Source organism: Bacteroidales bacterium, from assembly GCA_014860585.1.
GTDB lineage: Bacteria > Bacteroidota > Bacteroidia > Bacteroidales > 4484-276 > RZYY01.
Genome location: JACZJL010000134.1, coordinates 67277 through 80298, shown reverse-complemented (window position 1 = coordinate 80298; position 13022 = coordinate 67277). Strand labels below are relative to the sequence as shown.

12 protein-coding genes are annotated in these 13022 nt (G+C 39.0%); 8 read left to right on the top strand and 4 right to left on the bottom strand.

The features are described from left to right. The first annotated feature begins 116 nt into the window (after positions 1-116). Positions 117-902, top strand: a complete 786-nt coding sequence (locus IH598_14115; GenBank protein MBE0639649.1) for a gamma-glutamyl-gamma-aminobutyrate hydrolase family protein — start codon at positions 117-119, stop codon at positions 900-902. Between the two features lie 4 nt (positions 903-906). After that, positions 907-1872, top strand: a complete 966-nt coding sequence (rfaD, locus tag IH598_14110) for an ADP-glyceromanno-heptose 6-epimerase (protein ID MBE0639648.1) — start codon at positions 907-909, stop codon at positions 1870-1872. A gap of 239 nt (positions 1873-2111) precedes the next feature. On the opposite strand, the gene IH598_14105 is transcribed toward rfaD, so the two are convergent. From IH598_14105 to IH598_14090, 4 genes are all read right to left on the bottom strand, one after another. After that, positions 2112-3719, bottom strand: coding sequence for an ankyrin repeat domain-containing protein (locus IH598_14105; GenBank protein MBE0639647.1), 1608 nt, complete (start codon positions 3717-3719; stop codon positions 2112-2114). Between the two features lie 55 nt (positions 3720-3774). Beyond that, positions 3775-4827 carry a hypothetical protein gene (locus tag IH598_14100; GenBank protein MBE0639646.1) on the bottom strand — a complete coding sequence of 351 codons (1053 nt, stop codon included), beginning with the start codon at positions 4825-4827 and terminating at the stop codon, positions 3775-3777. Then, positions 4824-5531: a DUF4956 domain-containing protein gene (locus IH598_14095; protein ID MBE0639645.1), complete on the bottom strand. Its 708-nt coding sequence runs from the start codon at positions 5529-5531 to the stop codon at positions 4824-4826. The genes IH598_14100 and IH598_14095 overlap by 4 nt, the downstream gene beginning before the upstream one ends. A 204-nt stretch (positions 5532-5735) precedes the next feature. Next, on the bottom strand, positions 5736-6614 hold the full coding sequence (locus IH598_14090) for a hypothetical protein (GenBank protein MBE0639644.1): 879 nt from the start codon (positions 6612-6614) through the stop codon (positions 5736-5738). A gap of 357 nt (positions 6615-6971) precedes the next feature. Between IH598_14090 and IH598_14085 the strand changes: the two genes are divergently transcribed. The 6 genes from IH598_14085 (at position 6972) to IH598_14060 (ending at position 13009) form a co-directional block, all read left to right on the top strand. After that, positions 6972-8138: a hypothetical protein gene (locus tag IH598_14085; protein ID MBE0639643.1), complete on the top strand. Its 1167-nt coding sequence runs from the start codon at positions 6972-6974 to the stop codon at positions 8136-8138. Positions 8139-8239: 101 nt separating this feature from the next. After that, the gene (locus tag IH598_14080; protein MBE0639642.1) at positions 8240-8908 is read left to right on the top strand and encodes an oxidoreductase; all 669 of its coding nucleotides are present in this window, start codon (positions 8240-8242) and stop codon (positions 8906-8908) included. 172 nt (positions 8909-9080) lie between these two features. Next, the gene (htpG, locus tag IH598_14075; GenBank protein ID MBE0639641.1) at positions 9081-10982 is read left to right on the top strand and encodes a molecular chaperone HtpG; all 1902 of its coding nucleotides are present in this window, start codon (positions 9081-9083) and stop codon (positions 10980-10982) included. Between the two features lie 87 nt (positions 10983-11069). Next, complete coding sequence (locus IH598_14070; GenBank protein ID MBE0639640.1) at positions 11070-11666, top strand: LemA family protein; 597 nt, start codon at positions 11070-11072, stop codon at positions 11664-11666. A 29-nt stretch (positions 11667-11695) separates the two neighbouring features. Then, positions 11696-12148: a TPM domain-containing protein gene (locus IH598_14065; GenBank protein ID MBE0639639.1), complete on the top strand. Its 453-nt coding sequence runs from the start codon at positions 11696-11698 to the stop codon at positions 12146-12148. Positions 12149-12169: 21 nt separating this feature from the next. Further along, complete coding sequence (locus IH598_14060) at positions 12170-13009, top strand: TPM domain-containing protein (GenBank protein ID MBE0639638.1); 840 nt, start codon at positions 12170-12172, stop codon at positions 13007-13009. Positions 13010-13022: the final 13 nt, after the last annotated feature.

The following is a 13022-nucleotide window of genomic DNA, read 5'->3' as shown; positions in this document are numbered from 1 at the left end:
GGGATTGTGCGCGATGTAATTTTGGTAATGTTAACTAAGATTTCATCATCTGGACTCTTACTATTGCTAAGGGAAAATTTCTCTACTTTTGGCCTCCAATTGATGAATTTAACTTTATGAGAAATCCCGTATTTATTTTGATTGTGTTGTTGGTGTTATCCATCCTGTTTGCAGCCTGCAGCAGAGTAGAGAAACCTTTGAAAATTGCTGTTTCTTATGTCTCGGGAAAACCAGAAACGAATAACTACCTGGAATGGCTCGGGCGCATCGCACCGGAGGCTGAACTGCTGGCGATGAATGAACTTTCAAACGATTCGGTTGAACTGGTTTTCAAGCAATGTCACGGGCTTTTACTAACCGGTGGTGATGATGTTTATCCCGGACGGTATGGAAAGGAAGAGGATACTGCAAGGTGTGGCGAATTTAACCTGGTGAGGGATACGCTCGAATTCCGGTTGATTGAACTGGCCATGGAGCGAGAAGTGCCGGTTTTGGGCATTTGCCGTGGGCAACAAATTCTTAATGTTGCATTGGGAGGCACTTTATACGTGGACATCCCTTCAGATTTGAACTCAACGATCGTTCATCAGCAGGAAGACTGGAAAAACTGTTATCATTCCGTACTGGTTTTTCCTAAAAGTCTGCTTAGCAATATCTCAGGCGTGGATAAAGAAGTTGTAAACAGCAACCATCACCAGGCTGTTGAGCGGCTTGCAGACAAACTCAGAGTGCTGGCTGTTTCGGAAGATGGTGTCATCGAATCAATAGGCTGGGCTGATACCATCAACAATCCGTTCTTACTCGGAGTACAATGGCATCCGGAGCGGATGGATACGCTGAGCGTACTATCAACGCCGATCGCTGAGCGATTTATAAAAGAAGCAATAAAATTTAAAGATTAAAAAGATGATCATAGTTACAGGCGCAACAGGATTTATCGGCAGTGTGCTGGTTGGCAGGCTCAATCAACTTGGTTTGAACCAACTGGTGATTGTGGATGATTTTTCGAGAGAGGATAAAATGGCGAATCTGCATGAGAAAGAATGTATATTGCGCATTCACCGCGATTTGTTTGGCGATTGGCTCGAAGTGCATTACAAGGAGGTAGAATTTATATTTCATATCGGCGCGCGCACCGATACGGCAGAATTTGATCCATCGGTTTTTGACAAACTCAACCTGAATTACTCCAAAATGGTTTGGCAAAAATGCACTGAACATCAGATCCCACTGATCTATGCTTCGTCGGCCGCAACTTATGGTTTGGGTGAGCACGGTTACGAAGACCGTCATGATATCGTGCCTCAGTTAAAGCCGCTCAATCCTTATGGAGAATCAAAAAACAACTTCGATAAATGGGTTCTTTCACAAGACAAAACCCCTCCTTTCTGGGCTGGATTTAAGTTCTTCAATGTTTATGGCCCCAATGAGTATCATAAAAGCAGGATGGCATCTGTCGTTTTCCATGCTTTTCATCAAATCAGCAAAACCGTCAAAATGAAGCTGTTCCGGTCACACCATCCCGATTTTGAAGATGGAAAGCAATTGCGTGATTTTGTATTTGTGAAAGATGTCGTGGATGTGTTGACTTATTTCATGGAAAACAGGCATCAATCCGGTTTATACAACCTGGGAACCGGCCAGGCACGATCATTTCTCGATCTGGCAAAGGCTGTTTTTTATGCTCTTGGCAGGGAGCCGGTCATCGAATTTATCGACACTCCTGAAGATATTCGCGACAAGTATCAGTATTTTACTGAAGCCCATATGCAGAAAGTTCGCAGCTATGGTTACACCAAACCATTTCACACATTAGAAGAGGGGGTTTCAGATTATGTAACGAATTTTTTAGTGGATGGGAAGTATTTATAATTGAAATTCAACATTGAGGCTTAATGGACATTATAATGATAAAAGGTGTTGAAGTTCTTTCTAATATTAGCTTTACAATAACCCAAAAACTAAAAATAAAGACCATTAAAAATGTCCATTAGACAACATGCTCCAAAAAAAATCATTAATAATGTCCATTACGGCGATTTTTGTAGATTCTTTCAAATAATTTTACCCTGAAGGTTGACAATCATTGGCCTTCATCCCGGTTTCATTAATTATTTATCTAACAACAGTATCTTTTCTCCATTATGGAGCAGTCTGTAATATTTCCCGTTTTCGATAAGCAAACCCTCCGAAATCACTTCACTTTTATGAACCGGTACATCAATGGCGATGACAGCGTTATTGTACATGGCGGAGATGGTTTCGACATGTGAGTGTGCAATAACTAACTTCGATCCTTCCATTGTTTTCAGGACATCATTCACCTCATCCTGTGTTATTAAAGCTACGTCAGGAAAATCATACAAAAAACCACGATACCAGAGTGGTCCCCATTTACCAAGAATAATATTTGTTTCTTTTGGAAACCTGTTTGGCGACTGGGGATCATTTGCAAGAAAATTCTGCAATAAAAAATTAATCCGCGGGATTGTAAATTTGTGTTTAATGATCTCTGATGAAATACCGGCATGAGAAAAGATGCAATCATTGATTCTGACCACTGCACTTTTGTTTCGGAGCCACAAACCCAATTCCGTTTTCCTGTTGTAAAAATCGGCATATTCTCTCGAAAAGTAGTTTGAGAACTGTTTGTATTTACGACTGATATAACGAATATCATTAATCATAGCCATCACTTCATGATTACCCAGTATCATATGGACTCTGCCTCCGTGCTGCCTCGACTTGATGTCAAGTTGATGAATTAGCCACAGGCTTTCGGTCACCTGATCCCCACGGTCAAAGAGATCGCCCAATAATACGAGATGACCATCACCATAGGTCCAATCCAGGTTTTCGTTAATTACCCCGTTCTGAATCAAATATTTTTTAAAAGCACTATAATGACCATGGATGTCACCCAAAGCAAGCACTTTACTTACATTTTGAAAATCCCAGTTGTCAGGGTCTTTATTTTTGATCAAATAATAATCCTTTGGATCTCCTGCAAATCCTTTGAGAACAATAGTTTCGCCGGTAGCAGGAAAAAAATCACAATGTAGTACGGGGTATTTTCTAACAATGTCTGTAATCATGTAAAACATCCTGACCATGGTATCATTTGCCCATTCGATGTGTGGACCGTCACTTTCAACAGGCAATCCTGCAAAAAGATGCCTCAGTTCAATGATTTTGACCAAATAGACAGCTATTTCAAGCTGGTTACTCAGGTTGGCAATGTCAAGTGCTGATTGGTTTCTGTTATTCCGGATTTCTGCATCTGCACCCCATTCAATTAATGTCCTGACAAATTCAAATTTACCAAGTTTTGCAGCATATATCAGTGCAGTCTGCCCTCCTTTTGCTGTGGCATCAATATTCGCCCCAATTCTGAGCAAACGATGTATCATAGACATTTCACCATGTCTGATAGCGTGCATTATAGGAGTCAAACCCTGACTGGGCATATCCGGATCAGCACCAAGTGCGAGCAGGTGGTTAAAAACCTGCATTGATTTTCTTTTAACCGAATAATTAAGCAGGGTGGTCTCTGATCGATGATAAAATCCATTGATATCATTGCCCTGCTTTACAAACTGCTCAACCACCATTGTATTTCCTTTTGCAATAGCGTGCAAGACCTCCTTTTCAGAAACGATTTCGTTTTCTTTTCCAGAAACAGAGATAATCAAAAAAAGAATAAAGATGGTTAAAGTCATCAATTTCATAGGAAAGTACTGGAAGTTTATCTGGGGATCATTTTTATCATGACTATTATTTCAGGCAATTTTCGAGTAGTTCAACTTTTATTTGACGCTCGTCGTTTATGACATCATAAAAACCTTTAAAATAGTGTAAAAGTTCACGTTTTTCTCTCTTGCTTAGCAAGGGATAATCGTTGTACAAATTAAAAATATCTTCTTTTTTGCTATTGAAAAATGCAGCAATTTGCATAAACTCCTCCATTGACCGGCATTGCCCGCGATAGATTCTTTCGGTGACGTTTTGCGTTCCGAACCTTGGCAGTGGAACTGCATAATGGGTATTCACTGCACCACACCAGTCAAAATCGTAAGGAATTGAGTAGGGTGGCTGATCAGAATTTAATGTGAATAACATAATATTGTGTTGCGTGGTAACGGCATAGTCAGTATTTCCAATCATGTACTGAAAAAACGCCAACTTACCCATGTGGACATAACTTGTACTGTCAGGGAATAGATATTTTTGATCGCTTCTCCTGGCATTAAACCTTTTTTCGAAAGCTTCATCAGGCTCAATTAGAATTGCGAAGCTCTCCTCTTTTTCATTGTTATTTGAAGTATCCAAATAAGTGATGGATGCCAGCCTCACTCTTAAACTGGTATCAGTTACCAAATTAAAAGCACGATAAACAAGGTACTCCCGAATCAGATACTGTTGGTATCTTTTTTGATTTGGCCTGCAATGAGTTACAATTTTTATTTTGTCAATACCTTCAAATATAGTTCCTTCCACCTGCTTTTTCTTAAGATTTAGCCTCAATGGTGGGAAAGAGCATTGGTCAGGTTTTCGGCGAAAGTTACCACGGGTTCTGAGTTGAACGTCCAACCTGATTGTGTCTTCATTTTCAACATATTCAAGTATTGCAGGGTGCTGTTCCCTTTCGTCATCTATGTCAGAAAGTAATGTTTTTAAATCAGCTTTGATCGACAGGTGAACGATTTCATGTGATTGAAATAATGGTGATGCCTTTCCTTCTGAATAGTCCTGCGAATGCAGTATAACCGGTATTAAAAGAATGAAAAGTAAACCGGCAATCATCTTCATGTTGTCGGAATACCTCATTTCCTGGATTTTTTATTAGTTTCCTGTTCTTTTATAGTGAAATTATCGAACGTAACACTTTCGAAGAAATTCGTAGAGTATTTGTCCCACAAATAATAAATCGTGATTTCGGCAGTACCCCGGTCAAAGTTAATTTTTCCAATTTCTACCCTATTGATTTTTAAACCTGTGCGTGTCTCCAGGTCATCAATAAATTTAACCTGATTCTTTGGCTTTATCAATTCAACGTTATCGTACAGGATGTTTTTGCTCGATTCGTGTTTGAAACTCCAGAAATACTCAATAATAGCGGTAATTACAATGATACTGATATTTGCAAACAGGAGTTCAGCATAACTGATGGCTTTGTCGGAAAGGGCATTCAATACGGAGATGCCAATGACCAGGAACAAATAGGTCATTTCTTTTATCGGGATGGTGTCGGTGCGATAGCGAATTATACCGAACAAAGCAAAAAAACCGAGTGCAAAACCCAATTGAAGACTCACATTTTGAAGAAGGTATGAAACGAAAAATACGGTGATACTGATCAACAGATAGGTGAAAAGGTAATCTTTACGCCGACTGTTGGCATAATAAACATAACGAACAAGAATCAGGATAAAAAAAAGGTTTAGAGATGACCTGAAAAACATCACAAGAAACTCCTGCTGCTTGAAAAATTCAACTCCAAATAACTGAAAACCAATTAATAGTTGAAGCATAAATTATCTTTTTGGTTTAATGAATTTTAAATCAATTGATTAGGTTAACGGTTCATTAAGCCGCAAAGATACATAGTTTTTTATGGTGTATTTGAGTGATTGCTGCAAAAAACACAACCAGCCTGATTGTATGTTGGATGATTGTCTGGATTCGCAAGATATCCAATACAAAACGGTTGTGCTTTTTGCAGCAAGATTGGCTGTTTAGGGGTAGCCAGGGTCATTAGCCGTAAAGCTAAAACCAGATGTGGGTATTGGAGGCAAATACATGTTTTCTGTCTGAAGGTTTAAGCAATTTTCTAAAAATTTGTAAATCAATGCGATGGCCACATCTTTATAATGTAGAAATCTTCTGTTGAACCTCTTTGTAAAATGTCGCAAATCATTCTTTATTTCAGAGTTTAACCCAAGTATTTTAAAATGACTGATGAAAGGGTTTTCTTCAACAAAAATCAATTTTGTAAAAGTTCTTGACTTATTACTTATCCGAACAGAAAATTGCTGATCAGCGTTGACAACTTCAAACATCACCTGATTATAAACAAGGTTTTGTACTCTTCCTGAAAAGGATTCAACCAAGATGGATATCTTCTCATAACTCCTTAAAATAAATTTTTTTATTTCCAAAAGTTGTGTGACAAATGTGGATTTGGCACAGTAATATGCCTGTTCAAAATTCTCACCTCCAACAGCATTGGATAAGTGTTGCTCAGAAATTGGTTTACTATCAATTAACCCATCGTCTGTCAGTGTGATTTCATCCATTTCGTTGTAAAATAAATTAGCCCACTGTTGAAATTTGCCTTCAGCCTTTATAAAGTAAGGTATGGCAAAAGAAAGAAAACGGCGTTTTGCTGACTGCCAAAGAGGCATAACCATTGATTTTAGATGTGAATAGTATTCTACAAGCACACTACCGATCAATTTGCATCCAGACTTTATTAGTGGCGGCCATTTAAATGATTTGACAAAGCAAGGTGGGTTTTCCAAGATCGCCATTTTCCTGGTAAAGGGCTTTAAACCATCGTTCCCCGAATTGGATTTCATGGTGTTTGCTAAGATTGTTCTTTGAAGAGGATTCATATTTATTGGTGTTTTAATAATTATCGATATTGCCGTTAAAGCCATTTTAAGTTTCTCAAATATTAAATGGTAAATTTGCTTAATTAACTTCAATAATTAAAATTAACTTCGACAAAAATAGTATTATAAAGTACCTGATATCAATAGTTTATACATATTTTTACTTTAAATTTTTGTTTAAGTGACTTACTTAAATCAATCAAGTTAATTACTTAAAAACTTAAATAAACTTAAATTATATACTTAAGTTAATACTTAAGCTTTTAATTAATTGTATCTTTACCAGCTTAAAAATGATGAGATTTAGGGGTGGATTTGCTGTCGATTTGTTTGTAGTTCATAACTGCTTCCATCTGCATGAAGCATAAAATAAAATATCAGATGCCCGGTGAATTTTCATTTCTGGTTAATGATCTCACAATGATTCTTCGCTATGCCCACCATCTTTTTCCGGGCATTCGCCGAATAGATGCCGTGTATTATGATCAAAGTGCAAAAACATTGAAAGCATTAACCACCAATCCTCAGGACGACCAACCCCTGGTGATTGAAATGGCAATCGAAGGCAGTGCAAATGATGTTGAAAAACTGAGAAAAGTTAAATCACCTTTCAGTTGGTTCTCGGAAGAGGAACTTCCTTTTAACCAAATTAATCAACCCCGCAGAATTCCGGATGTTTTCAGCGAGTTGCAAAAAGTAGTCCTTGTGATACGTATTCCAAATGAAGCGGATAACAGAAGTGACCTCCTGTTTATTTACTTTACCGAAAACATGACAAATTTTGGCATCAGTATGTCGAATAAGGAATTGAAACCGGAGTATAAAGAGATGATCGGTCAGATGATTCAAAACAGTATCAGGGCTAAACTAAAAATGGCCAATGATGACCGGATAGTGTGGCAGAATGTTCGCGAAATGATTATGGAAAACCGGCACAAAATGGAACAAAATACACGAAAAATGGAAGAATTGATGCAACGCTATGAAGAAAGACTGGTGGATTCATGTAACTATTTTTTGTCAAATATATCAGAGAAGGAAGGGCGTAAGTACCTGTTTTCGGAAGGCGCCTTAAAGTTGATCAAATCTTCCTCAGTTGATTACCATAGAATAGAAAATGCCATAAAACTGGCTGTAGAATTGGCAAAAAATTTTGATATTGGAGATAGGACTGACTTGATTGAAATTACTGAAGACTTTCTAAATTTCAATGCAGCAAAGGTTGACAGCTCTGAGAGAAGCATGACTGATACCATTTATGAAAAACCATTCAACTACCTGACACTGTTGGAAGAAGCTGCTGAAAAAGTAAATTCTGCCAGGCAACCTATGACCGCTCATAACGTAGTGAATGCATTGGAAAGACCCGTGAAACCTCCAGCTGTAAGTTGGATGGTGAATCATAATATGAAAGCTTTCAAGCATTTGTTTAAACTTTATCCAGAAAAATGGCCGCTGATCCGTTCACAATTTAAGCCGATATTGAGAATAATGGGCCCGGATGAAGGTAGCAAGACGGTATAAAAGATGTGTACGATTTGATGACCTTATTTTATGTGCATTTCATTCTTTTGAACAAGCAAAGCAATTCAACGTTAGTTGGGCTAATTATTTTATCATAATGAATGGAAAAGCACCAAACAACAATAGATAGGTCCATCAAAGTTCAACGCATCAGGCAATTGACCCAATCAGCCTATGTGCTTCGTTTTGACAGGAACGGGATTGATTTTACTGCCGGTCAGCATGTGATACTTGGGATAAAAGATCAGAACAATGCCCGTGAATATTCAGTTTATAGTGCAGAGCAGGACAATTATTTCGAAGTACTTATTAAGGAAGTGCTCGAAGGTGATGTGTCAAAAAAGTTGAAAAAACTCAGCCCTGGGGCGCAATTGCAGATGGACGGGCCACTTGGTTTTTTTACGTTGAATCCTGAAAAAATTAAAAACTCCAAATTCATTCTTATTGCAACGGGAACCGGGATTGCTCCATTCCGCAGTTTTGTGCGATCCTACCCACAACTGAACTACACCCTCATACACGGTGTCAGATATGCCCATGAGGCCTATGAACAGGAGGAGTATAATCCTTCAAAATTTATCCTTTGCACTACAGGCGACAAAAATGGTGATTTTCACGGCCGTGTTACTGATTACCTGCTGCATTCAACAGTTGATCCCAAAGCTGAATACTACCTATGTGGCAATGTCAAAATGATTCATGAAGCGTTTGATATCCTTGCACAGAAAGGGGTGAAGACCAATCAGCTACATTCAGAGGTTTACTTTTAATAAAAATCAGTTCTGCCCCTTTTCTTTCATCCGCGTTTCAAATTACCAACATGCTTACCTGACCAACAGTATTTCTATTGTTTGAATGCCATTTCCTTGTCATATTGTCAGCCTACCAGGACATGGCACATGCTTTGATTTTCGGGCGGAAACTTTCAAAAATTCAATCGGTATGCAAACAGGAAAAATAAATGTTCAGACTGAAAACATCTTTCCCATCATCAAAAAATTTCTCTATTCAGATCATGAAATTTTTCTTCGTGAGCTGATTTCCAACGCAGTAGATGCCACGCAAAAACTCAAAACTTTGGCCAGCACAGGACATTTCAAGGATGAGTTAGGCGATCTTACAATCCATGTTGAGGTGGATAAAAACAAAGGGATCCTTACGATTAAAGACCGTGGTATCGGGATGACAGCAGAAGAGGTGGATAAATACATTAACCAAATTGCCTTTTCGAGCGCTGAGGAATTTGTAAAGAAATTCAAAACAAAAACCGAGGCAGAACAAAATGCCATCATCGGACACTTTGGCCTGGGGTTTTATTCTTCTTTTATGGTTTCGGATAAAGTAGAACTGATTACAAAAACTTATAAAAAAGGTGGTCCTACCAAAGCCGTAAAATGGAGCTGTGATGGAAGCCCGGATTATAGCATTGAAGAAGCCGAGAAGACCGACAGGGGTACTGAAGTTACACTCTTCATCAGTAAGGATGAGAAGGAATTCCTCGAAGAATATAAAATCAGGGAGTTGTTGAATAAATATTGTCGGTTTTTACCTGTTCCCATTCAGTTTGGAACCAAAAAGGAAAGTGCTAAAATTGAAGGTGAAAAGGACAAAGACGGCAATGACAAGTACCAGGATATTGAAAAGCCAAACATTATCAACAACATAGATCCGCTTTGGAAGAAAACGCCAACCGATCTTAAAGATGAAGATTACAAGCAATTTTACAGAGAGCTTTACCCATTAAACTTTGAGGAACCGCTCTTTCATATTCACCTCAATGTGGATTATCCATTCAACCTTACCGGTGTGCTGTATTTCCCGAAAGTCAAACGAAACTTTGAAGTGCAGCGCGACAAGATTCAGCTTTACGTTAACCAGGTGTTTGTGACTGAGTCGGTAGAGGGCATCGTTCCTGACTTTCTAACCCTGCTGCATGGTGTGCTTGATTCACCGGATATACCGCTCAATGTATCGCGAAGCTACCTGCAGAGCGACCGAAGGGTAAAACAGATTTCAAACCACATTATGAAAAAAGTATCAGACAAACTCGACGATATTTTTAAAAACCAGCGTGTTGAGTATGAGAAAAAATGGGATGATATAAAGGTATTCATCCAATATGGCATGATCACGGAAGAAAAGTTCTATGAACGCGCCCAGAAAATTTGCCTTTTCAAAAATGTGGATGGCATGTACTTCACTTTTGACGATTACAAGGAAAATATTAAGGAACAACAGACTGACAAAGACAAAAAGTTGGTTTATCTCTATACTACCAATAAGGATGAACAGCACAGTTACATTGATGCAGCCAAATCACGCGGCTACGATGTTTTACTTATGGATGGCGTCCTTGACAATCATTTCATTAATAACATCGAACATAAATTTGAAAACAGCTCCTTTGTAAGGGTTGATGCTGATACCATCGATAAACTCATCAGAAAAAGCGATGATACCCCATTATCCAAAATCGATAACAAACAGCAAGATGCCATAAAGCCTGCATTTGAAAAAGCGGTGGATAAGGCTAAATTCACTGTTGTGTTTGATACACTTGATGAAAACGATCTCCCGGTGATGATCACACAGCCTGAATTTATGCGCAGGATGAAGGATATGTCGGCACTTGGTGGAGGATTGGGAATGGGTTCATTGCCTGAAATGTTTAACCTTGTCGTTAATAGTAATCACAACCTCATTTACAAAATGGCCATTGACGAAAGTGATGAGAATCGTGAAAAAATGGCTAAACAGTTGACTGATCTCGCCTTACTTTCGCAAAACCTGCTTAAAGGTGAAGAACTAACGAAGTTTATCAAGCGAAGTGTTGAAATATTATAAACCAACAAACAAACAAATAATAACAAACCTGGTGGCGTTGAATATTTACACAGTTACCGCTACCTAAATTTAAAAAATCAAAATCGTATGAAAAATGTAAAACTGATCGTGACACTGGGTGTCGTTTTTTTGGTGATCGTTATAATTTATGCCAGTGTTAAAGGTACTTATAACAGTATTATCCGTTACGATGAGCAGGTAACAGCTTCCTGGTCGCAGGTAGTTACCGATTACCAGCGCCGGATGGATCTGATACCGAATCTGGTTAATGTAGTCAAAGGTTATGCAGATTTCGAGCAGGAAACGCTGATTGGTGTAATCGAAGCAAGAGCAAGTGCCACAAAAGTTCAACTCAATGTGAACAACCTCGATGAAAACGCTTTACAGCAAATCGAAAAATCACAACAGGCAGTAAGTTCAGCATTAAGCAGATTGCTTGTAACTGTTGAAAGGTACCCTGATTTAAAAGCAAATACAAATTTCCGTGATCTACAGGCGCAGCTCGAAGGAACCGAAAACCGGATTGCCAATGCCCGCCGGAAGTTCAATGAGTCAACCCAAACCTACAATTCTTACATCAGGCAATTTCCAAAAAATATTTATGCCAATTTCTTTGGATTTGAGAAGAAGCCTTACTTTGAGGCCGCTGTTGGCGCAGAAAAAGCCCCAGAGGTACAGTTTTAAACAGACTTTTTATTTTTTAACTCAACATGATGACAAGTAATCTAATTAAATCTCCATCCAGGCTATTTTCATTTCAGGACGAGGCTGACGTCAAACAAGCCATTTTAAATGCCGAACTGGATACTTCCGGCGAAATTCGGGTTCACATCGAAAGTACCTGCCAGGGCGATGTATTGGACAGGGCTGCTTTTATATTTGAAAAACTGAACATGCACAACACGGAAATGCGGAATGGAGTGCTGTTTTATCTGGCAGTGAAAAACAGGAAATTTGCAGTAATTGGCGATGTGGGAATAAATGTGAATGTACCGGAATCTTTCTGGGAAGAGTTGAATATGGAAATACTCAGCTATTTTAGGGAGAATCAATTTGCCGAAGGATTGATTTATGGAATCGGAAGAACCGGTGAATACCTGAAAAAATATTTCCCTTACCAGAAAGGTGACAGGAATGAGTTGTCGGATGATATTTCATACGGTTAATTGAAAAAAATGAGACGAATGATGAAAACTTGTCAGAGCAAAATCGTGCCTTTGCTGACCATTTACTTCCTATTTGTTGCATCGGCATTTGCCCAAAGTGTGGAAATTCCCGAAAAGCCCGATCCACCGCGCCTTGTCAACGATTTTACCGGGACCCTGAGCAGTACTGAAATAAGTAAACTAGAGCAGAAACTTGTTGCATTTAATGACTCTACTTCTACACAAATTGCAGTAGTGCTGGTAACTTCCCTTGGGGATTATGATAAAGCACAGTTTGCAGATCTGCTAGGCGAGAAATGGGGTATTGGACGTAAAGGGAAGAACAATGGTCTGGTGGTTTTAGTCAAGCCGAAGCAAGGCACTTCAAGCGGTGAAGCATTCATTGCTACTGGTTATGGATTAGATGGAGCAGTTCCCGATGCTGTGGTCAAGCGTATTTTAGAAGAGGAAATGTTCCCTTCTTTTCGTGAAAACCGATATTTTGAGGGCCTTGACAGAGCCACTGACATTCTGATGAATCTCACAGCAGGCGAATATTCAGCCGAAGAATACCTAAAAACACCTCCACCTGTTGGTGTATTAATTGGTGCATTATTTCCTTTTTTAATTTTTGTTTTAATGATAATTTTATTTTCCCGAAAAAATAAAATGACCAACTATGGTGGCCGCAGTTCGAATATGCCTCTTTGGACTGCCTTGTTTCTTGCCAGTCAACTTGGGCAACAGAAAGGTAAATGGGGGTCATTTACCTCAGGCGGCGGATCATTTGGTGGAGGAAGCGGAAGTTTTGGAGGGGGAGGCGGATTTGGAGGATTTGGTGGCGGCAGCTTTGGCGGAGGAGGCGCCGGTGGAAGTTGGTAGCCTAACTTGCTTA